Origin of the sequence: Bacillus sp. 5mfcol3.1, assembly GCF_900114335.1 — a bacterium.
GTDB lineage: Bacteria > Bacillota > Bacilli > Bacillales > Bacillaceae_G > Bacillus_A > Bacillus_A thuringiensis_S.
Genome location: NZ_FOST01000006.1, coordinates 19406 through 39812, shown reverse-complemented (window position 1 = coordinate 39812; position 20407 = coordinate 19406). Strand labels below are relative to the sequence as shown.

Genomic DNA, 20407 nt, shown 5'->3' with positions numbered 1-20407 from the left:
ACCAAATTATTTAAAGGATATATAGCAAATGGAGGCGGAATATATGAACTTTCGTTTTAATGAAGAGCAGCAAATGATGAGGAAAATGGTTCGGGATTTTGCACAGAAGGAAATTGCTCCCTTTGTTCCTAGTATGGAACAAGGGGTGTTCCCGAAAGAGATTTTGCAAAAGATGGGTGAGCTTGGATTAATGGGTATTCCAGCGCCTGCAAAATACGGCGGGGCAGAAATGGATTTTATTTCTTATATTCTAGCCATTGAGGAAATCTCAAAGGTAAGTGCAACAGTTGGTGTAATTTTAGCTGTACATACGTCAGTTGGAATGAATCCGATTTTATATTTCGGAACAGAAGAACAGAAGAAAAAATATGTTTCTAAACTTGCAACCGGGGAATATTTAGGCGCATTTGCTTTAACAGAGCCAAATGCAGGATCAGATGCAGGGAGTTTGAAATCAAGAGCTGTCAAAAAAGGCAATCATTATATTATTAATGGATCGAAAGTGTTTATTACAAATGGTGGTGAAGCAAGTACATACATTGTATTCGCTTCTACAAATCCAGAGGCAGGGAAAAGTGGTATTTCTGCATTTATAGTAGAGAAAGATACACCTGGTTTAATCATCGGAAAAGATGAACATAAGATGGGGCTCCTCGGTTCTCGTACAGTACAACTTACTTTTGAAGATATGAAAGTGCCAGCGGAGAATTTACTTGGGGAAGAAGGACAAGGATTCAAGGTGGCGATGGCGAATTTAGATGTTGGGCGAATTGGAATCGGTGCACAGGCGTTAGGAATTGCTGAAGCGGCGCTTGCATGTGCGATTGATTATGCAAAAGAACGAGAACAATTTGGGAAACCAATTGCGGCGCAGCAAGGGATTGGCTTCAAGCTTGCAGATATGGCAACAAGTGTCGAAGCAGCAAGGTTACTCGTATATAGAGCGGCGTCTCTTAGGGCACAAGGATTACCATGCGGTAAAGAAGCATCTATTGCGAAATTATTTGCTTCTAAGACAGCGGTTGAAGTCGCGATTGAGGCGGTGCAAGTATTTGGTGGTTACGGTTATACGAAAGAATATCCAGTAGAACGATTTTTCCGTGATGCGAAGATCACGCAAATATATGAAGGAACAAGTGAAATACAGAAACTTGTTATTAGCCGTGCTTTATAAAAGGGCGAGGGGGAGACGGAGATGCATTTTAAACTATCAGAAGAACATGAAATGATAAGAAAAATGGTTCGAGATTTTGCTAAAAATGAAGTAGCACCAACAGCAGCTGAGCGTGATGAGGAAGAGCGATTTGATCGAGAGTTATTTGATCAAATGGCAGAGCTTGGTTTAACCGGTATTCCATGGCCTGAAGAGTACGGCGGAATTGGAAGCGATTACTTAGCTTACGTAATTGCGATTGAAGAATTATCTCGAGTTTGTGCTTCAACAGGTGTAACACTATCTGCGCATACTTCACTTGCGGGATGGCCAATTTTTAAATTTGGGACAGAAGAACAAAAGCAAAAGTTTTTACGACCGATGGCTGAAGGGAAGAAAATTGGTGCATACGGCTTAACGGAGCCAGGATCTGGATCGGATGCTGGTGGAATGAAGACAATCGCAAAAAGAGATGGCGACCATTATATTTTAAATGGATCAAAAATTTTCATTACAAATGGCGGTATTGCTGATATTTATGTTGTTTTTGCGCTAACTGATCCTGAATCGAAGCAGCGCGGTACGAGTGCATTTATTGTAGAAAGTGATACACCGGGATTTTCAGTTGGGAAGAAGGAGAGCAAGCTAGGGATTCGCTCTTCACCAACGACTGAAATTATGTTTGAAGATTGCCGTATTCCGGTAGAGAATCTACTTGGAGAAGAGGGGCAAGGATTTAAAGTTGCGATGCAAACATTAGATGGAGGTCGTAACGGTATTGCGGCGCAAGCTGTTGGTATTGCACAAGGGGCTTTAGATGCTTCTGTAGAATATGCAAGGGAGCGCCATCAATTTGGAAAACCAATTGCGGCGCAGCAAGGGATTGGCTTTAAACTTGCGGATATGGCAACAGATGTAGAAGCGGCACGCCTTTTAACATATCAAGCGGCTTGGCTTGAATCAGAAGGGCTTCCGTATGGAAAAGAATCAGCGATGTCAAAAGTATTTGCAGGGGATACAGCGATGAAGGTGACGACTGAAGCGGTGCAAGTATTTGGTGGTTACGGTTATACGAAAGATTATCCAGTAGAGCGTTATATGCGAGATGCAAAGATTACACAAATATACGAAGGAACACAAGAGATTCAGAGGCTTGTAATTTCTCGTATGTTAACGAAGTAGGGACGAAAGCGTAGGTATTTTCCTACGCTTTTTCCTTCCAAAAAATAATAGAGAGAGGTGAAGGGAATGGTTAAACATAATGTACATGCATCGGTGAAAGATGAAAAATTAGTTGCGTTAAGACGTGAACAAATGATTAAAGGTGCGGTGCAACTGTTTAAACAAAAAGGATTTCCGCGTACAACAACGAGAGAAATTGCAAAAGCGGCTGGATTTAGTATAGGGACACTTTATGAGTACATTCGTACAAAAGATGATGTGTTGTATTTAGTTTGTGATAGTATATATGAACATGTAAAAGAACGATTAGAGGAAGTAGTGTGTACAGAAAAAGGGAGTATAGAAAGTTTAAAGATAGCAATAACGAATTACTTTAAAGTGATGGACGAATTGCAGGAAGAAGTATTGATAATGTATCAAGAGGTACGCTTTTTACCAAAAGAATCACTTCCGTATGTATTAGAAAAGGAGTTTCAAATGGTAGGAATGTTCGAGAATATTTTAGAACAGTGTACGGAAAATGGAACATTTACATTAAATAAAAAAGAAATACAGCTTCTTGCCCATAATATTTTTATACAAGGACAGATGTGGGGATTTAGACGCTGGGCGCTGCAAAAACTGTATACGCTCGAAGAATATACAGAAATGCAAATTAGGTATGTATTGCAAGGGGCCCATATGCTTCCGAAATAAGGGACAGACAAATTATTAATTTTATTACCATATAAAAGTTTCCCGTTTTTTTTTGTAGCATATTTGTGCGACTTTTGTTTATAATGAATAGTATGGATTTTTTTAGGCAGACCGTTATATATAAGGTTATATTTGATGAAAGGAAGTGCCGCATAAGTGAATTTTAAGCAATATTCACCAGAAGAGCTAAAAGAATGTTCAATGATTGAAGTTGTACATAGCGTTTTAGGGGATAAAAGACAAGCAACGACATTCAACGAGTTGGTTCAAGAAATCGCTCAAGTGCTGGGACTATCTCAAGAGCAAGTTAATGCGAAACTCGCACAATTTTATACAGACTTAAACATCGATGGACGTTTCATTAATTTAGGAGAAAATCGTTGGGGACTACGCAGCTGGTACCCATATGAGCAAATTGATGAAGAAATCTTACCGCAGCCAAAACCGAAGAAGAAACGTAAAGTTGAGGAAGACGGTTTTGACGACTACATTGAAGAAGATGAAGATGACTTTGACGATGCAGACGGAAATGCAGACGACGAAGATGATGTAGAAGATTTGGACAAGGTTCTTGAAGATGAAGACGGAGATGACGACGATCTTGATGATTTAGAAGAAGATGAAGACGACGACTTCGCTGAAGAAGAACTTGAGTATGATGAAACTGAAGAAGAAGAAGAGGAAGAACTGTAGTTCTTGACTTTTCATTATCGTCCATGTAGAATCATTTTTGGGCTCTTTAAAAAAGGACGATAATACTTTTAAAGTGTAAATATAAAAGAAAATTGCTCCCTACTTATTACTTTATGTGATGAGGGGAGCAATTTTCTTTTTTGTTTTTTGTTTAGAAAATAAAAAGAGTCTAACAATAAGATGGATACAGTGTTATCTACATACGTTGCGCTTTGCAACGGTGATTATATAACAGCAAAATAGAAGGGAGCTTTTTCATGACTAAGTATATTTTTGTAACAGGCGGTGTAGTATCGTCTTTAGGAAAAGGTATTACAGCAGCATCTCTTGGAAGACTTTTAAAAAATCGTGGTTTAAACGTAACGATTCAAAAGTTTGATCCATACATTAACGTAGACCCAGGGACTATGAGCCCATATCAACACGGTGAGGTATTCGTAACAGATGATGGCGCAGAAACTGACTTAGACCTTGGTCACTATGAGCGTTTTATCGACATTAACTTAAACAAATACAGCAACGTAACAACAGGTAAAATTTACTCTTCAGTTCTTCAAAAAGAGCGTCGCGGTGAATATTTAGGAGGAACGGTTCAAGTTATTCCTCACATCACTAACGAAATTAAAGAACGCGTATATCGTTCTGGTCGTGAAACAAATGCGGATGTTGTTATTACAGAAATCGGTGGAACTGTTGGTGACATCGAGTCTCTACCATTCTTAGAAGCAATCCGTCAAATTAAGAGCGACATCGGTCGTGACAATGTAATGTACATTCACTGTACGTTAATCCCGTACTTAAAAGCAGCGGGTGAAATGAAAACAAAACCAACGCAACATAGTGTTAAAGAACTTCGTAGCTTAGGTATTCAACCAAACATTATCGTTGTTCGTACAGAAATGCCTGTTTCTCAAGATATGAAAGACAAGCTTGCATTATTCTGTGATATCGATACAAAAGCAGTTATCGAAGCTCGCGATGCAGATACTTTATATGCGGTTCCATTATCTCTTCAAGAACAAAACATGGACCAAATCGTTTGTGATCACTTAAAATTAGACAATCCAGCTGCAGATATGACAGAGTGGACTGCGCTAGTTAACAAAGTACGTAATCTTTCTAAGAAAACAAAAATCGCTCTTGTTGGTAAATATGTAGAACTTCAAGATGCATATATTTCTGTTGTAGAAGCACTTCGTCATGCTGGTTACTCATTCGACACAGATGTAGAAGTAAAATGGGTAAATGCTGAGCACGTAACAGCAGAAAATGTACAAGAATTAGTAGGAGACACAGATGGTATCCTTGTACCAGGTGGCTTCGGCGATCGTGGTGTAGAAGGTAAAATCGTTGCGATTCAATATGCTCGTGAAAACAAAGTTCCATTCTTAGGAATTTGCTTAGGTATGCAACTTGCATCAATCGAATTCGCACGTAATGTATTAGGTTTAGAAGGTGCTAACTCTTCTGAGATCAATCCTGATACGCCATATGCAATCATTGACTTATTACCAGAACAAAAAGATGTAGAGGACTTAGGTGGTACACTTCGTCTTGGTCTATACCCATGTAAGCTTGCTGAAGAAACAAATGCTTACAATGCTTATAATGAGCCGGTTGTATATGAGCGTCATCGTCATCGTTATGAGTTCAACAATCAGTTCCGTCCGGATATGGAAAAAGAAGGATTTGTATTCTCTGGTACAAGCCCAGACGGCCGTCTAGTTGAAATCATTGAATTAAAAGACCACCCTTGGTTCGTGGCAGCACAGTTCCACCCAGAACTTGTTTCTCGTCCAAACCGTCCACAACCATTGTTCCATGACTTCGTAAGAGCTTCTATTACGAATAAAGAGAGCAAGTAATAAAAAAAGCGCCTGAAATAAGGCGCTTTTTTTAATATTCATTTAACATTTCATCAATTGTAAATTTGATTCCGTGATAAGCAAATAAAGCTACTATTAAGCTTGGGAACCCGTAGCGATTACCTTCATCGTCTGGAATAAGACCTTTTAACAGTTTTGTATCAATATGTACGTCTGTATATTGTTCCAGTGATTCCGTACCTTCTTGAAGAGCAGAAATGCCGACAATAGAGTGTCCCTCTTCTTGTAGTTTTTTTGCAATTTCTACAACCGCTTCATCTGTTGAAAAACGGCTAATAAGAAGTACACGATCCGCAGAGGTTACGTCTGCTTCTTTACCATTTTCAAATAAGCGTTTTGCTTGCTTCAATGGTTCAGCACCGAATAGTGCTTCGGCAACAACGCCCTCCATTTCATTTGTACCATATAAATAAATGAAACCATCGCTAACTAGTGCTTGAGCAAGTAAACGAGCGCTATCTTCTATATTCATTTCTTCTTTTTGAGAAATTTTGGAGAAATAACCACTTAATTGAGTTGAAAAAATTTTTAACATAATATTACTCCCTTCGTACGTGCTTGCCGGCTTTCATTATAGTTTATTTTTTTAGAAAGGTGAAATCGTAGGGTAGCATAACAAAATAGGAAACGGTAAAATAAGAAAGAATAGGAAGGAATTTGCCAAAGAATAGCGAAAATAAATCGTTAAGATATAAGAAGCTTTAAATCTTGTACTTACACAGAAAGGTTGGGAATTATGGAAGGTAAAATTTTAATTGTTGATGATCAATATGGGATTCGTGTGTTATTACATGAAGTGTTCCAAAAAGAAGGTTATCAGACATTCCAAGCAGCGAATGGATTTCAAGCTTTAGATATCGTGAAAAAAGATAATCCAGATTTAGTAGTGTTAGATATGAAAATTCCAGGCATGGATGGTATAGAGATTTTAAAGCATGTAAAAGAAATTGATGAGAGTATTAAAGTCATTTTAATGACTGCTTATGGAGAGCTTGATATGATCCAAGAAGCAAAAGATTTAGGAGCTTTAATGCATTTTGCTAAACCATTTGATATTGATGAAATTCGTCAAGCTGTGAGAAATGAGCTCGCTGTAGAGGCGTAAAAATGAATTTTTTATAAAAAATATGGAAAAAAGCGTTTACATGGACTATTGTGCAGGTGAATACGGTTGAGTTTTTGAGTACAAGTTGTTATCCTATTGAGTGTAGAAAAAAGTCCGGTATGTAGATATACATATTTTACCTTATTCTGGTCATACTACCAGCGATAAGAACTTATCGGATACAAAAAACGTTTTTTAGGAGGATTCACCATGCCTTTAGTTTCTATGAAAGAAATGCTAAACAAAGCACTAGAAGGAAAATACGCAGTTGGTCAATTCAACATGAACAACTTAGAGTGGACTCAAGCTATCTTAGCTGCTGCGGAAGAAGAAAAATCTCCTGTAATCCTAGGTGTATCTGAGGGTGCAGCTCGTCATATGACTGGTTTCAAAACAGTTGTAGCTATGGTTAAAGCTTTAATCGAAGAAATGAACATCACTGTTCCTGTAGCGATTCACCTTGACCATGGTTCAAGCTTCGAAAAATGTAAAGAAGCAATCGATGCAGGTTTCACATCTGTAATGATCGACGCTTCTCACCACCCATTCGAAGAAAACGTTGAAACTACTAAACAAGTAGTAGAATACGCACACGCTCGTAACGTATCTGTTGAAGCTGAGCTTGGAACAGTTGGCGGACAAGAAGACGACGTAATCGCTGAAGGCGTAATTTACGCTGACCCAGCAGAGTGTAAGCACCTTGTTGAAGCAACAGGTATCGATTGCCTAGCTCCAGCTTTAGGTTCTGTACACGGTCCTTACAAAGGTGAGCCTAACTTAGGATTCGCTGAAATGGAACAAGTTCGTGACTTCACTGGCGTACCTTTAGTATTACACGGTGGTACTGGTATCCCAACTGCTGATATCGTAAAAGCTATCTCTTTAGGTACTTCAAAAATCAACGTAAACACTGAGAACCAAATCGAGTTTACAAAAGCTGTTCGTGAAGTATTAAACAAAGACCAAGAAGTTTACGATCCTCGTAAATTTATTGGACCTGGCCGCGACGCTATTAAAGCAACTGTTGCTGGTAAAATGCGTGAGTTCGGTTCTAACGGTAAAGCGTAAGAATAAAATTCCGTTTTGGAAACCGTCTAGTCTTTTAGACGGTTTCCTTTCGTTGTATAATGAAAGCGTGAACAAGTCGAAAGATTTTATCATTTTTGGTTTTTAAATAGAAAATAATGTGCATAGTCCTATTAATAAATGTGATAACGTATCTAAATTGATAAAGTGAATTCGATGAATAGTTGATCTTTATCTATTCGTGCTACAGGAGAAATGGAGATAATGGTTTCCTATTTATTGAGTTTTGGGATGGAAAGAGTAATTGAGATTCTTAAGGGGAGCTTTCTATGAAAAGATAGAAAGTAAATACATTCACAAGAAGGGAGCTCAATATGGAAAAATTGCTAATTGAAGGCGGAAGAGCTTTAAATGGAACAATTCGAGTAAGCGGTGCAAAGAACAGTGCCGTTGCATTAATTCCAGCGACAATTTTAGCAGATACTCCAGTAACTATTGGTGGTGTCCCTAATATTTCGGACGTGAAAATGTTAGGCGACTTACTAGAGGAAATTGGAGGGAAAGTAACTTATGGACAGGAGGAAGAGATGGTAGTCGATCCTTCTAACATGGTTGCAATGCCTTTGCCAAATGGAAAAGTGAAAAAATTGCGCGCTTCTTATTATTTAATGGGTGCGATGCTTGGCCGTTTTAAAAAAGCTGTTATTGGGCTTCCGGGTGGATGTCACTTAGGACCGAGGCCGATTGATCAGCATATTAAAGGGTTTGAAGCGCTAGGTGCACATGTTACAAATGAACAAGGTGCTATCTATTTAAGAGCAGATGAACTACATGGAGCACGTATTTATTTAGATGTTGTTAGTGTGGGGGCTACGATTAATATTATGCTAGCAGCTGTACGAGCAAAAGGTAGAACTGTTATTGAAAATGCAGCGAAAGAGCCCGAGATTATTGATGTAGCTACATTGTTAACAAGCATGGGAGCACGTATTAAAGGTGCCGGTACAGATGTAATCCGAATAGATGGTGTGGACTCTTTACATGGTTGTCACCATACTATCATCCCAGATCGTATTGAAGCTGGTACGTATATGATTCTAGGAGCTGCGTCAGGAGGAGAAGTAACGGTTGATAACGTTATTCCTCAGCATTTAGAATCAGTTACTGCTAAGCTAAGAGAAGCTGGTGTTCAAGTTGAAACGAATGATGATCAAATTACAGTGAACGGTAATAGAAAGTTAAAAGTAGTTGATATCAAAACGCTTGTATATCCAGGTTTTCCAACAGATTTACAACAGCCTTTTACGACGCTTTTAACAAAAGCACACGGGACGGGAGTTGTAACAGATACAATTTACGGTGCCCGTTTCAAACACATTGATGAATTACGTCGTATGAATGCTCAAATTAAAGTAGAAGGTCGTTCGGCAATTGTAACTGGTCCTGTGTTACTGCAAGGTGCAAAAGTGAAGGCGAGTGATTTACGAGCGGGAGCAGCACTTGTTATTGCAGGGTTAATGGCAGATGGAATTACAGAAGTAACAGGACTTGAGCATATTGATCGAGGTTATGAGAATATAGTGGACAAGCTTAAAGGGCTTGGAGCAAACATTTGGCGAGAACAAATGACAAAACAAGAAATTGAAGAGATGAAGAACGCATAAGTGATACTTCCGTAAGGGGGAAGCGAAGCATCACTACTTGCGGAAGTACACTTTATAGAAAAACACGGTTCACAAAATACGGCAGAAATATAAAGACTTAAAGGAGAGGGATTATTGTGGAAAGAAGTTTATCTATGGAGTTAGTACGTGTAACAGAGGCTGCAGCATTATCATCAGCGCGTTGGATGGGGCGCGGGAAAAAAGATGAGGCAGACGGTGCAGCAACATCAGCTATGCGTGATGTATTTGATACAATTCCGATGAAAGGTACAGTTGTCATTGGTGAAGGTGAGATGGATGAAGCACCAATGCTATATATCGGAGAGAAATTAGGTACAGGATATGGACCACGTGTAGACGTTGCGGTTGATCCTTTAGAAGGGACAAACATCGTAGCAGCTGGTGGCTGGAATGCTCTTGCTGTTATTGCAATTGCAGATCACGGTAATTTGTTACATGCTCCTGACATGTACATGGATAAAATCGCGGTTGGCCCAGAAGCAGTTGGGGCAGTCGACATTGATGCGCCTATTATTGATAACTTACGTGCAGTTGCGAAAGCGAAAAATAAAGACATTGAAGATGTTGTAGCAACAGTTTTAAACCGTCCACGTCACCAAGCAATTATCGAAGAAATTCGTAAGGCTGGTGCTCGCATTAAATTAATTAATGATGGAGATGTAGCTGGAGCAATTAATACAGCGTTTGACCGTACAGGTGTAGATATTCTATTTGGATCTGGTGGAGCACCTGAAGGTGTATTAGCAGCAGTTGCTTTAAAATGTTTAGGTGGAGAAATTCACGGAAAACTATTGCCACAAAACGAAGCTGAATTAGCACGTTGTAAAAAAATGGGCATAGAAGACATTAATCGTATCCTTCGTATGGAGGACTTAGTAAAAGGTGACGATGCAATCTTTGCAGCAACAGGTGTAACAGATGGTGAACTATTACGTGGTGTTCAATTTAAAGGTAGCGTAGGAACAACACAATCTCTTGTTATGCGTGCAAAATCAGGCACAGTTCGCTTCGTAGATGGTCGTCATAGCTTAAATAAAAAACCGAACTTGGTTATTAAGTAAAAAGCGTAAGCAGCTTGTTCAGAATGGGAGGGGGATGGAGCTTCTGACGTAGAGGCGCTTTTTGCCTCGCAGAAAGAAGTGAAGCCACCGACCATTCTAGCTGCTGAAGCTGGATTAAGTAAAAAGCGTAAGCGGCTCGTTCAGAAAGGTTAAAATGGTCGATCTTTTTAACTATCGGAGCCGGAACTAAATTAAATAAGAAGCGAAGACAACTTTTCTTGTCTTCGCTTCTTGTATTTGTGTTCCAACGTATTGATTAAAACTAGATAAAAGGGTTACAATAGTGAATATTACCCTACTTGAACTTATTGCCTTTCATTATTAATTATTTGCCTTCCGTATTTTTTCCCTTTACCCATGAAAAAAGAGAATAACGTTAAAGTGTGGTGTCTGAATGAATTTGTCAATTGCAGCATTAGAAAACATGAAATTAAAAGAGTTATACGAGCTTGCGAAAGAATTTAAGATTTCGTATTATAGCAAGTTAACGAAAAAAGAGTTAATCTTTTCTATTTTGAAAGCTCGAGCAGAAAAAGAAGGTTTCTTTTTCATGGAAGGCGTATTAGAAATTATTCAATCAGAAGGATTTGGATTCCTACGTCCTATCAACTATTCTCCAAGCTCAGAAGATATTTATATCTCAGCTTCGCAAATTCGTCGTTTCGATTTACGTAATGGAGACAAAGTTTCTGGTAAAGTACGACCTCCGAAAGAAAATGAACGCTATTTTGGGTTATTACAAGTTGAAGCTGTAAACGGAGATGATCCAGATTCAGCAAAAGAGCGTGTGCATTTCCCTGCATTAACACCATTATACCCAGATCGCCAAATGAAATTGGAAACGGAACCGAAAAAGTTACCGACACGTATCATGGATTTAATCGCACCAGTTGGATTTGGACAACGTGGTTTAATTGTTGCGCCTCCAAAGGCTGGTAAAACAAGTCTATTAAAAGAAATTGCACACAGTGTTACAACAAATCATCCAGAAGCAGAATTAATTGTGCTTTTAATTGATGAGCGTCCAGAGGAAGTAACAGACATTGAACGTTCTGTTAAGGGCGACGTTGTAAGTTCTACTTTTGATGAAGTACCAGAAAATCATATTAAAGTAGCTGAACTTGTGTTAGAACGTGCAATGCGTCTTGTAGAGCACAAAAAAGATGTTATCATTTTAATGGATAGTATTACCCGTTTAGCGCGAGCTTACAACCTCGTTATTCCGCCAAGTGGTAGAACATTATCGGGTGGTATCGACCCAGCGGCTTTCCATAGACCGAAGCGTTTCTTTGGAGCGGCACGTAATATTGAAGAAGGCGGTAGCTTAACGATTTTAGCAACAGCCCTTGTTGATACAGGATCTCGTATGGACGATGTTATTTACGAGGAATTTAAAGGAACTGGAAATATGGAACTTCACTTAGATCGTTCGTTAGCTGAACGTCGTATCTTCCCAGCGATTGATATTCGTCGTTCTGGTACACGTAAAGAAGATCTATTAATTCCAAAAGAGCATTTAGACAAGTTATGGGGCATTCGTAAAACAATGCGTGATACACCAGACTTTGTTGAAAGTTTCTTACGTAAGCTTCGTCAAACGAAGACAAACGAAGAATTTTTACAAAACATTGTTGCAGACTCGAAAAGATATGTAACAACTAAGTAAAGGGAAAAGATTGGGACTCGCTTATTTTATAGTAAGCGAGTTTTTTATGCCTTTTAGGTGATATTAAAGAGAGAAATAAGTGGGAGAACCTTAGCTGGTCAGAGCAGAACGAACCGCCTCCACTTTAAGATGATATCTAGCTCCAGCGGCTAGAATGGTAGGTGGCTTCGCGTCTTCCTACGAGGTAAAAAGCACCTCTACGTCAGAAGCTCCATCCCCTCCCATTTTGAACGAGCCGCTTCTGCTTTTAAATTGTATCTAGTTCCGACGGCTAGCTCTTCGTGTCTAAGAACCTCCCGCACTAAAGGTAAAAAGCACCTTTTGTGCGAGAGAACCTTAGCCAGTCAGAGCTAAACGAGCCGTCTACACTTTAAATTTCAAAAGACAAAAACAGGTAGTTGCAAAATGAAGTTAGCCTTGTTATAATTTCATCATATGTGTTTCATCAATATAGTTGTGTATGCAGCTGAAGATGAAAAACTCTGTTTCGAAAATGATTCAGGGCGGAAGGAGATGAAAAGAATGAAAGCAGGAATTCACCCAGATTACAAGAAAGTTGTATTCATGGACACAAACACAGGCTTCAAATTCTTAAGCGGGTCTACTAAAGGCTCTAGCGAAACTGTTGAGTGGGAAGATGGTAACACTTATCCATTACTAAAAGTTGAGATCAGTTCTGATTCTCACCCATTCTACACTGGACGTCAGAAGTTTGCTACTGCAGACGGACGCGTTGATCGCTTCAATAAGAAATACGGTATCAAGTAATAAAAACATAAAACAGGCAAGTGTATGTATTCGCTTGTCTGTTTTTTTTGTGAAAATATTATACCTTTACCCTACTTTTAACTAAAAAGTAGATGAAAGGAGAGCTTCATGTACTTAATAAATCAAAATGGCTGGATTGAAGTGATTTGCGGTAGTATGTTTTCTGGTAAATCAGAAGAGTTAATCCGCCGTGTGCGCCGTACGCAATTTGCGAAACAACATGCAATTGTATTTAAACCATGTATTGATAATCGCTATAGTGAAGAAGACGTTGTATCACATAACGGATTAAAGGTAAAAGCAGTTCCTGTTTCAGCTTCAAAAGATATATTTGAACATATCACTGAAGATATGGATGTAATTGCAATCGATGAGGTACAATTCTTTGATGGGGACATTGTGGAAGTGGTGCAAGTATTGGCAAATCGTGGCTATCGTGTCATTGTAGCTGGTTTAGACCAAGATTTCCGTGGTCTACCATTTGGACAAGTTCCTCAGCTGATGGCGATTGCTGAACATGTAACAAAGCTACAAGCAGTATGTTCTGCATGTGGATCTCCGGCAAGTCGTACACAACGATTAATTGATGGAGAACCAGCGGCATTTGATGATCCGATTATTTTAGTTGGGGCTTCAGAATCGTATGAGCCACGCTGTCGTCATTGTCATGCAGTTCCTACAAACAAAGATAAGTAAAACTCGCTGCGCAAGGCGGGTTTTTTTCAGAATAGAGAGTGTGGTTGGTGTGAGCCGCTTACGCTTTTAAATATATCTAGTTCTGGTGGCTAGCTCTTCGCATCTAAGAACCTTCCGCCCAAAAGGTAAAAAGCACCTTTAGGTCGAAAGAACCTTAGCTGGTCAGAGCTGAAAGAGCCACCGCCACTTTTAAATATAATTTGCGTTTTTTTGAGTAAGTACCATATACTATTTGTATTAGATACTAGGATGTAGAGGTGAATGATGTGTTAGATCGTTTGCAAGCTGTAGAAAATCGTTATGAGAAGTTAAATGAATTGTTAAGTGACCCAGAGGTTATTAGCGATACAAATAAACTTCGTGAATATTCAAAGGAACAGTCTGATATACAGGAAACGGTAGAGGTGTATCGTGAGTATAAGGATGTTCGTGAGCAATTAAAAGATGCGAAAGCAATGTTAGAAGAGAAGTTAGACGCAGAAATGCGTGACATGGTAAAAGAAGAGGTTTCTGAGTTAGAATCACAAGAAAAAACGTTATCAGAACGTCTGAAAATTTTACTAGTTCCAAAGGACCCTAATGATGATAAGAACGTTATCGTTGAGGTTCGTGGGGCTGCTGGTGGCGACGAGGCCGCTTTATTTGCTGGTGACTTATACCGCATGTATAGCCGTTATGCTGAGGTTCAAGGTTGGAAAACAGAAATTATCGAGGCTAGCTATACAGAGTTAGGTGGATATAAAGAGATTATCTTTATGATTAACGGTAAAGGTGCTTTCGCGAAGCTGAAATTCGAGAATGGTGCTCACCGTGTACAACGTGTTCCTGAAACGGAATCTGGTGGACGTATTCATACATCTACAGCAACTGTAGCTGTATTACCAGAGGCAGAAGAAGTAGAAATCGACATTCACGAGAAAGATGTTCGTGTTGATACATTCGCTTCTAGTGGTCCTGGTGGACAAAGTGTTAATACAACGATGTCAGCGGTACGTTTAACGCATTTACCGACTGGTGTAGTTGTATCTTGTCAGGATGAGAAATCACAAATTAAGAATAAAGAAAAAGCGATGAAAGTATTACGCGCACGTGTTTATGATAAGTTTAGACAAGAAGCACAAGCTGAATATGATCAAAACCGTAAACAAGCTGTTGGTACGGGTGATCGTTCAGAGCGTATTCGTACGTATAACTTCCCGCAAAACCGTGTTACAGACCATCGAATCGGTTTAACGATTCAAAAGCTAGATCAAATCTTACAAGGTAAGTTAGATGATTTCATCAATGCCTTAGTGATGGAAGATCAGGCTCAAAGGATGGAGGCAGCTGAGTAATGCGTGTCTATGAAGCCCTGAAATGGGCTTCTTCTTTTTTACAGGAAAATGGACGAGATGAAAATGCGGGAGAAATTGTCCTTTGTCATGTATTAAAGATGAACAGAACAGGATTACTTATGAATATGCGTGAAGAAATAAATGAGGAACAAGAGGCAAGCTTTACGGAGTTTATCCACAAGCATGTAGAAGGTATTCCTATTCAATATATGATTGGTTATGAAATGTTTTATGGCCGGTCGTTCTTTGTGAATGAAGAAGTATTAATACCAAGACCGGAAACAGAAGAGCTTATAGTAGGAGTATTAGAAAGAATTGAGCGCCATTTTGGCGACAAGGAACTACATGTAGCAGATATAGGCACAGGTAGTGGAGCGATTTCTATTACGCTTGCTTTAGAAAATAAAAATCTCCACGTGTATACAGTAGATATTGCACAAGAGTCGATTGAAGTTGCAAAAGAAAATGCAAAAGCTTTAGGTGCAGAAGTAACGTTCTATCACGGTGATTTATTGTCACCATTTGATAAAACGGGTCAAAAGCTAGATGTTGTTGTTTCAAATCCTCCATATATACCGGAAGAGGATTGGCGTGGTCTTTCTCCTGTTGTGAAAGAGCATGAGCCGAAGAGAGCGCTTGTTGGTGGAGAAGACGGATTAGATTTTTATCGCCGTTTTATGGAAGAATTGCCGAATGTGTTGCAGGAGAAAGCAATTGTAGCGTTTGAAATTGGAGTAGGACAAGGTGAGGATGTAAAAAGATTGTTACAACAAGCTTTTCCACATGCCCATGTTGAGGTTGTTTTTGATATTAACGGAAAAGACCGTATGGTATTTGCAGAGATGGAGTAAGGTTCACACCTTACTCCATTTTTTTGTGGGAAAATTCATATAGATTTTGAATTTAATAGTTTAGAAATATGAAAGTCTGTCCACACTGTTTGTAGAGGGGACGGTGGAGGAAATGAAAAAACAAGTTATTGCTTATCTTCTTATACTATTAATTGGTGCACAGTTACTTGTGCAGTTTGGATATATGAAAGCTGATGCAAAAGGGCCTTCAGTTATTCCGAAAGAGGCCGTTCGATTACGCATTTTAGCAAATAGTGATTCAGATAAAGATCAGGCATTAAAGCGTAAAGTGCGTGATGAAGTAAAAGCACAAATTGATGGATGGGTAGCGGATTTAACTTCATTTGAAGAGGCGCGCAAAGTAATTCAAAGTCATATTCCAGAAATCGAGAAAACGGTGGAAAATACGTTAAAAAGAGAAGGAAGTAAAGAATCATTTCAAGTGAAATTTAGTAAGAATGTAAAGTTTCCTACAAAGGTATATGGGAATTTTATTTATCCAGCAGGAGAATATGAAGCGGTATTGATTACAATTGGAGAAGGTGAAGGGGCGAACTGGTGGTGTGTATTATTTCCACCAATGTGTTTCTTAGATTTTTCGAGTGGGACAGCTGTAAGAAAAGAAGAGCACGTTGTGAAGGCGGAATCTCCTGAAGAGGAGCAGGTGAAACAACTAGATGAGGAAGTAGTAAATACAGAAGAGAAGAAAGTGGATAAGGTAAAAGAAACGAAAGTTGTAAAACAGGAAGTAGTAAAAAAAGTAACATCTTCTGAAAAGAAAGTAGTAAAAAATGAAACAAAAGTCGAAGAGCAGCCTGTAAGCAAAGAAGAAACAAAAACTGTGGAAAAAGTGGAGAAACCTGTGGAGAAAAAACAAGAAAAGCAAAATGAGTATGTAAAAGTAGAAGAGGAAGAAGAAAAGCCAGAAGTTAAATTGTTTATTGTAGAAGCTTTTACATCTTTATTCTCTAAATAGTACTATTAATAAATCCCTCCTCATATATAAAAATGAGGAGGGATTTATTATGAAGAAAGTGTATTTTGCTACGAAGGCAGATGTGGAAAGATTACATTCTTTTTTCGGACAAGCTAATAAAAAAGATGATAAAATAAATGAGTTGTACGCACAATTTATGATTTTGGAAGAGGCGGAAGAAATACGAGCTGTAATTGGTTATGAACAAAGTGGGGAAGATGTACTTATTCGTTCTTGTTTATTCACACCTCATGTGGATAAACAGACTTTCTTATATTTTTTTGAAATGTTTTTGCAGTATATGAAAGAAAAAAGTGTTCAACAATTGTACTTACTAACAAACCATCCACAATCTGTACCAATCTTTCAGTTCTTTGACTTTTTTACTATAGAAAAGGATGAGGTTCCAGAGGGAATTCAACAGTTAGAACATTTTTGTAAAAATATAAAAGAGCAGAATGCAATAATACTAAATTGTCAGCTATTCACAAAGTTATCCACGGATTAACAAGGTTTATCCACATTTTGTGGATAAACCTTGTTTGTCTTTTGGATAAATCTCATAGTAAACTAAAAATAGACAAGTATTTAAGGGTAGAAAAGGACGTGGAAAAAAATGCATACAAATATGTGGGTTGTGGATAATGTTGTGGAAAGAAAAAAATATTATCCACAGTTACAAGAAGCAGCAAAATTATTAAGAGAAAATGAGGCGGTTGCTTTCCCTACGGAAACAGTCTATGGGTTAGGTGCAAACGCGATGGATGATGAAGCAATCGCAAAAATTTTCGAAGCGAAAGGAAGACCGAGTGATAATCCACTCATTGTCCACATAGGTACAAAATCTCAGTTAGATGGCATTGTGAAAGAAATTCCACCAGTTGCAGAGAAGTTAATGGCGCATTTTTGGCCAGGGCCATTAACAATTATTTTGCCGAGAAAAGAAGGGATTTCAGAGAAGGTGACCGCAGGACTTAATACGGTTGGAGTAAGAATGCCTGATCATCCAATTGCACTTGCTCTTATTGAAGAGGCGAATGTACCTGTTGCGGCACCAAGTGCGAATCGTTCAGGGCGTCCAAGTCCAACATTAGCTTCTCACGTATATGAAGATTTGAATGGGAAGATTGCAGGTATTGTTGATGGTGGTGCAACTGGAGTAGGCGTTGAATCAACTGTAATTGATTGTACAAGCGCGGTTCCAACAATATTACGTCCAGGTGGGATTACGAAAGAACAATTAGAAGCAGTGATAGGTACCGTTTCTTTAGATCCAGCTTTAAAGGATGAGAAGGAAAAACCGAAATCACCTGGAATGAAATACACACATTATGCGCCGAAAGCACCACTTAGTATTGTTGAGGGCTCACGTGAGTTTATTCAGCATCTTGTAGATGAGAAAAAGGAAGAAGGATTTAAAGTAGGCGTATTAACGACGGAAGAGTATCAGCATGTATATAGCGCAGATGTTATATTATCTTGTGGTGTTCGAAGTGACTTAGCTAGCGTTGCGACTAAATTATATGATGTACTTAGAACATTTGATGCAAGTGAAGTGGATGTTATTTTTAGTGAGTCGTTCCCTAATGAAGGAATAGGAAATGCTATTATGAATCGTTTAACAAAAGCGGCAGGACATCATATTATTATTGAATGATAAGGTACGATTAGCAAACAGAATATTTCTCCTTGGATAAGCATATTGTGAAGTAGCACGTCCAAGGAGGGGCATGAATGACGTTTGAACAGCTAATACCTTTAATAATTATGGCATTCGCCTTAGGGATGGATGCGTTCTCGGTGAGTCTTGGTATGGGGATGATGCCCCTAAAGTTAAGACAAATCCTGTATATTGGTATGACGATAGGGATATTTCATATTATTATGCCGTTTATAGGAATGGTACTAGGTCGTTTTTTATCAGAGAAATATGGAGATATTGCACATTTTGCGGGTGCTATTTTATTAATCGGACTAGGTTTTTATATCGTATATTCGACCATTTTACAAAATGAAGAGACTAGAACTGCCCCTATTGGAATTAGCTTATTCGTATTTGCATTTGGCGTTAGTATAGATAGTTTCTCAGTAGGGCTTAGTCTTGGTATTTATGGGGCACAAACAATCATTACAATATTACTTTTTGGATTTGTTAGCATGTTATTAGCGTGGATTGGTTTATTAATTGGGAGACATGCGAAAGATATGCTCGGTACATATGGTGAGATAGTAGGTGGTATCATTTTGGTTGGATTTGGATTATATATCCTTTTTCCTATATAATTTTATGTGGGAGGGAATTATGAACAAGCTATTGGAATGGTATGTTAAGTTTTTAACCTTCTTTCCTCGATGGCTAAGAATACTTATAATTTGGGGTATTATTTTGCAAATTTCGATGTTAGGTTGTATTAAGTTAATTCGTGAATGGTGAGATGGTTCCTTTCTGTGAATATTTTGTTGGTACTATATTTATTGCACTAAAAATTACAGATATAGAAAGGATGAGATGAATGACGAGATTGAAGCAAGTTTTTGGTGTTATTATTAGTTTTTTTGTTTTTTGGTTTAGTATGCTCGGTGTACAAATGTTTGCTGAGTTTTTAGATATTGAGTCATTGAAATTTGTTGCGGGAAAGACTGAGGCGGCACGTGCCTTTTACTCTCCGTACCCGTTTTTAATTGTTTTTCTTATTACACTGCTTTCCCTATACTTCTTCGTAATTAAGCTAGGGAAACCGAAAAAAGAAAAACTGCCTACTTTAGAGGAAAAGAAGGAAGAATTACAATGATAAAAATCCCCTGCTAAAAAGCAGGGGGTTTTTATGTTTAAGTGATGGCAGGAATCGATTCTGAGCGAGCCGCTTCCGCTTTTAGATATTATCCAGTTCCAGCGGCTAGAATGGTCGGTGGCTTCGCGTCTTCCTGCGAGGCAAAAAGCGCCTCTACGTCAGAAGCTCCATCCCCCTCCCATGAGCGAGCCGCTTTCGCTTTTAAACTGGCCTAACTAATTCAAATTGTTCTCCTAATTTTGCATAGTTGTGTCCTGCTAGGCGGCTTATTGGTTTGAGTCCTTCTGCGTGAATGCGCCCTTTTTCATATAGATGTTCGGCAACGTGGAAACGAACGACGCGTCCAATTAGTAGATCACAAGCTGGTGAGTCTTCTGTTCCACCAAGTGGAATTGCACGTTCTAATACGCATTCCATTCGAATATTTGCTTCTTTTACACCTGGAACGGAGATGACTTCACTTTCAATTGGTGTTAGTTTTGCTAGTTCAATTTCACTTTCATTTGGCGGGAGATTAGCTGCTGTTTCATTAATTGCTGCTACATATGATTCGTCAGAAATATGTACGACAAATTCACCTTTTTCAATTGCGTTTCGGGAAGTGTCCTTTCTTTCTCCGGCTTTTCGTTGTACAGATACTGAGATAAGTGGTGGATTAGCAGCGACAATATTAAAATAACTATATGGTGCGCCGTTTAATACACCGTCTTTTGTTAAAGAAGTAACGAATGCGACAGGGCGAGGGATGATACTTCCAGTAAGTAATTTGTAATTATCTTTTTCAGTTTGTTCATTTGGATTAATGGATAACATGCTTGTAATCCCCTTTCTAAATAT

Annotated in this window: 21 protein-coding genes; 19 read left to right on the top strand and 2 right to left on the bottom strand. The window is 38.6% G+C overall.

Annotated features, from left to right (window positions below; translation table 11 throughout):
* Positions 1 to 43: 43 nt before the first annotated feature.
* The 5 genes from BM089_RS24020 to pyrG all read left to right on the top strand — a co-directional run bounded on the left by BM089_RS24020 (position 44) and on the right by pyrG (position 5589).
* Positions 44 to 1174, top strand: a complete 1131-nt coding sequence (locus BM089_RS24020) for an acyl-CoA dehydrogenase (RefSeq protein ID WP_090978285.1) — start codon at positions 44 to 46, stop codon at positions 1172 to 1174.
* Between the two features lie 21 nt (positions 1175 to 1195).
* The gene (gene acdA / locus BM089_RS24015; protein WP_000545543.1) at positions 1196 to 2335 is read left to right on the top strand and encodes an acyl-CoA dehydrogenase AcdA; all 1140 of its coding nucleotides are present in this window, start codon (positions 1196 to 1198) and stop codon (positions 2333 to 2335) included.
* Between the two features lie 66 nt (positions 2336 to 2401).
* Entirely contained in the window at positions 2402 to 3031 is a 630-nt protein-coding gene (locus tag BM089_RS24010) for a TetR/AcrR family transcriptional regulator (RefSeq protein ID WP_000238599.1), read from the top strand.
* A 156-nt stretch (positions 3032 to 3187) separates the two neighbouring features.
* Positions 3188 to 3724 (top strand): DNA-directed RNA polymerase subunit delta, encoded by a 537-nt coding sequence (gene rpoE / locus BM089_RS24005; RefSeq protein WP_075717888.1) that lies wholly within the window; start codon positions 3188 to 3190, stop codon positions 3722 to 3724.
* 257 nt (positions 3725 to 3981) lie between these two features.
* Positions 3982 to 5589, top strand: a complete 1608-nt coding sequence (pyrG, locus tag BM089_RS24000) for a CTP synthase (RefSeq protein WP_000170461.1) — start codon at positions 3982 to 3984, stop codon at positions 5587 to 5589.
* Between the two features lie 31 nt (positions 5590 to 5620).
* On the opposite strand, the gene BM089_RS23995 is transcribed toward pyrG, so the two are convergent.
* Positions 5621 to 6145: a DUF2529 domain-containing protein gene (locus BM089_RS23995; RefSeq protein ID WP_090978283.1), complete on the bottom strand. Its 525-nt coding sequence runs from the start codon at positions 6143 to 6145 to the stop codon at positions 5621 to 5623.
* Positions 6146 to 6346: 201 nt separating this feature from the next.
* Here BM089_RS23995 and spo0F point away from each other — a divergent pair, with 201 nt between their 5' ends.
* The 14 genes from spo0F to BM089_RS23920 all read left to right on the top strand — a co-directional run bounded on the left by spo0F (position 6347) and on the right by BM089_RS23920 (position 19570).
* The gene (spo0F, locus tag BM089_RS23990; protein ID WP_000398594.1) at positions 6347 to 6715 is read left to right on the top strand and encodes a sporulation initiation phosphotransferase Spo0F; all 369 of its coding nucleotides are present in this window, start codon (positions 6347 to 6349) and stop codon (positions 6713 to 6715) included.
* A 210-nt stretch (positions 6716 to 6925) separates the two neighbouring features.
* Positions 6926 to 7783, top strand: coding sequence for a class II fructose-bisphosphate aldolase (locus BM089_RS23985; RefSeq protein WP_001131856.1), 858 nt, complete (start codon positions 6926 to 6928; stop codon positions 7781 to 7783).
* A gap of 332 nt (positions 7784 to 8115) precedes the next feature.
* On the top strand, positions 8116 to 9405 hold the full coding sequence (gene murA / locus BM089_RS23980) for a UDP-N-acetylglucosamine 1-carboxyvinyltransferase (RefSeq protein ID WP_000413248.1): 1290 nt from the start codon (positions 8116 to 8118) through the stop codon (positions 9403 to 9405).
* Positions 9406 to 9521: 116 nt separating this feature from the next.
* Positions 9522 to 10487, top strand: a complete 966-nt coding sequence (gene glpX / locus BM089_RS23970; protein ID WP_000442336.1) for a class II fructose-bisphosphatase — start codon at positions 9522 to 9524, stop codon at positions 10485 to 10487.
* 394 nt (positions 10488 to 10881) lie between these two features.
* Positions 10882 to 12153 (top strand): transcription termination factor Rho, encoded by a 1272-nt coding sequence (gene rho, locus BM089_RS23965; protein ID WP_001053903.1) that lies wholly within the window; start codon positions 10882 to 10884, stop codon positions 12151 to 12153.
* 522 nt (positions 12154 to 12675) lie between these two features.
* On the top strand, positions 12676 to 12921 hold the full coding sequence (locus tag BM089_RS23960; RefSeq protein ID WP_000643435.1) for a type B 50S ribosomal protein L31: 246 nt from the start codon (positions 12676 to 12678) through the stop codon (positions 12919 to 12921).
* 108 nt (positions 12922 to 13029) lie between these two features.
* The gene (locus BM089_RS23955) at positions 13030 to 13617 is read left to right on the top strand and encodes a thymidine kinase (RefSeq protein ID WP_000280851.1); all 588 of its coding nucleotides are present in this window, start codon (positions 13030 to 13032) and stop codon (positions 13615 to 13617) included.
* A 266-nt stretch (positions 13618 to 13883) separates the two neighbouring features.
* On the top strand, positions 13884 to 14951 hold the full coding sequence (prfA, locus tag BM089_RS23950; RefSeq protein WP_000887066.1) for a peptide chain release factor 1: 1068 nt from the start codon (positions 13884 to 13886) through the stop codon (positions 14949 to 14951).
* Positions 14951 to 15802 (top strand): peptide chain release factor N(5)-glutamine methyltransferase, encoded by an 852-nt coding sequence (prmC, locus tag BM089_RS23945; RefSeq protein WP_001267022.1) that lies wholly within the window; start codon positions 14951 to 14953, stop codon positions 15800 to 15802. Before prfA ends, prmC begins: the two co-directional genes overlap by 1 nt.
* 112 nt (positions 15803 to 15914) lie before the next feature.
* Positions 15915 to 16778, top strand: a complete 864-nt coding sequence (spoIIR, locus tag BM089_RS23940; protein WP_000745068.1) for a stage II sporulation protein R — start codon at positions 15915 to 15917, stop codon at positions 16776 to 16778.
* Between the two features lie 49 nt (positions 16779 to 16827).
* Positions 16828 to 17286: a GNAT family N-acetyltransferase gene (locus BM089_RS23935; RefSeq protein ID WP_000758437.1), complete on the top strand. Its 459-nt coding sequence runs from the start codon at positions 16828 to 16830 to the stop codon at positions 17284 to 17286.
* Between the two features lie 108 nt (positions 17287 to 17394).
* Positions 17395 to 18435 (top strand): L-threonylcarbamoyladenylate synthase, encoded by a 1041-nt coding sequence (locus tag BM089_RS23930; RefSeq protein WP_000557351.1) that lies wholly within the window; start codon positions 17395 to 17397, stop codon positions 18433 to 18435.
* Between the two features lie 77 nt (positions 18436 to 18512).
* Positions 18513 to 19061 carry a manganese efflux pump MntP gene (locus BM089_RS23925; protein WP_000142475.1) on the top strand — a complete coding sequence of 183 codons (549 nt, stop codon included), beginning with the start codon at positions 18513 to 18515 and terminating at the stop codon, positions 19059 to 19061.
* Positions 19062 to 19291: 230 nt separating this feature from the next.
* Complete coding sequence (locus tag BM089_RS23920; protein ID WP_023523563.1) at positions 19292 to 19570, top strand: DUF3935 domain-containing protein; 279 nt, start codon at positions 19292 to 19294, stop codon at positions 19568 to 19570.
* Between the two features lie 201 nt (positions 19571 to 19771).
* On the opposite strand, the gene BM089_RS23915 is transcribed toward BM089_RS23920, so the two are convergent.
* Positions 19772 to 20383: a flavin reductase family protein gene (locus tag BM089_RS23915; RefSeq protein ID WP_000949046.1), complete on the bottom strand. Its 612-nt coding sequence runs from the start codon at positions 20381 to 20383 to the stop codon at positions 19772 to 19774.
* Positions 20384 to 20407 lie beyond the last annotated feature (24 nt).

Bases quoted from the DNA above. Each gene is read 5' to 3' on its own strand.
- BM089_RS24010 (WP_000238599.1), top strand. From the start codon at position 2,402: ATGGTTAAACATAATGTACATGCATCGGTGAAAGATGAAAAATTAGTT.
- BM089_RS23960 (WP_000643435.1), top strand. From the start codon at position 12,676: ATGAAAGCAGGAATTCACCCAGATTACAAGAAAGTTGTATTCATGGAC.
- BM089_RS23920 (WP_023523563.1), top strand. From the start codon at position 19,292: ATGACGAGATTGAAGCAAGTTTTTGGTGTTATTATTAGTTTTTTTGTT.
- BM089_RS23915 (WP_000949046.1), bottom strand. From the start codon at position 20,383: ATGTTATCCATTAATCCAAATGAACAAACTGAAAAAGATAATTACAAA.
- BM089_RS23925 (WP_000142475.1), top strand. From the start codon at position 18,513: ATGACGTTTGAACAGCTAATACCTTTAATAATTATGGCATTCGCCTTA.
- BM089_RS23985 (WP_001131856.1), top strand. From the start codon at position 6,926: ATGCCTTTAGTTTCTATGAAAGAAATGCTAAACAAAGCACTAGAAGGA.
- prmC (WP_001267022.1), top strand. From the start codon at position 14,951: ATGCGTGTCTATGAAGCCCTGAAATGGGCTTCTTCTTTTTTACAGGAA.
- pyrG (WP_000170461.1), top strand. From the start codon at position 3,982: ATGACTAAGTATATTTTTGTAACAGGCGGTGTAGTATCGTCTTTAGGA.
- acdA (WP_000545543.1), top strand. From the start codon at position 1,196: ATGCATTTTAAACTATCAGAAGAACATGAAATGATAAGAAAAATGGTT.
- spo0F (WP_000398594.1), top strand. From the start codon at position 6,347: ATGGAAGGTAAAATTTTAATTGTTGATGATCAATATGGGATTCGTGTG.
- BM089_RS23995 (WP_090978283.1), bottom strand. From the start codon at position 6,145: ATGTTAAAAATTTTTTCAACTCAATTAAGTGGTTATTTCTCCAAAATT.
- BM089_RS23955 (WP_000280851.1), top strand. From the start codon at position 13,030: ATGTACTTAATAAATCAAAATGGCTGGATTGAAGTGATTTGCGGTAGT.
- rho (WP_001053903.1), top strand. From the start codon at position 10,882: ATGAATTTGTCAATTGCAGCATTAGAAAACATGAAATTAAAAGAGTTA.
- murA (WP_000413248.1), top strand. From the start codon at position 8,116: ATGGAAAAATTGCTAATTGAAGGCGGAAGAGCTTTAAATGGAACAATT.
- BM089_RS23930 (WP_000557351.1), top strand. From the start codon at position 17,395: ATGCATACAAATATGTGGGTTGTGGATAATGTTGTGGAAAGAAAAAAA.
- BM089_RS24020 (WP_090978285.1), top strand. From the start codon at position 44: ATGAACTTTCGTTTTAATGAAGAGCAGCAAATGATGAGGAAAATGGTT.
- BM089_RS23935 (WP_000758437.1), top strand. From the start codon at position 16,828: ATGAAGAAAGTGTATTTTGCTACGAAGGCAGATGTGGAAAGATTACAT.
- spoIIR (WP_000745068.1), top strand. From the start codon at position 15,915: ATGAAAAAACAAGTTATTGCTTATCTTCTTATACTATTAATTGGTGCA.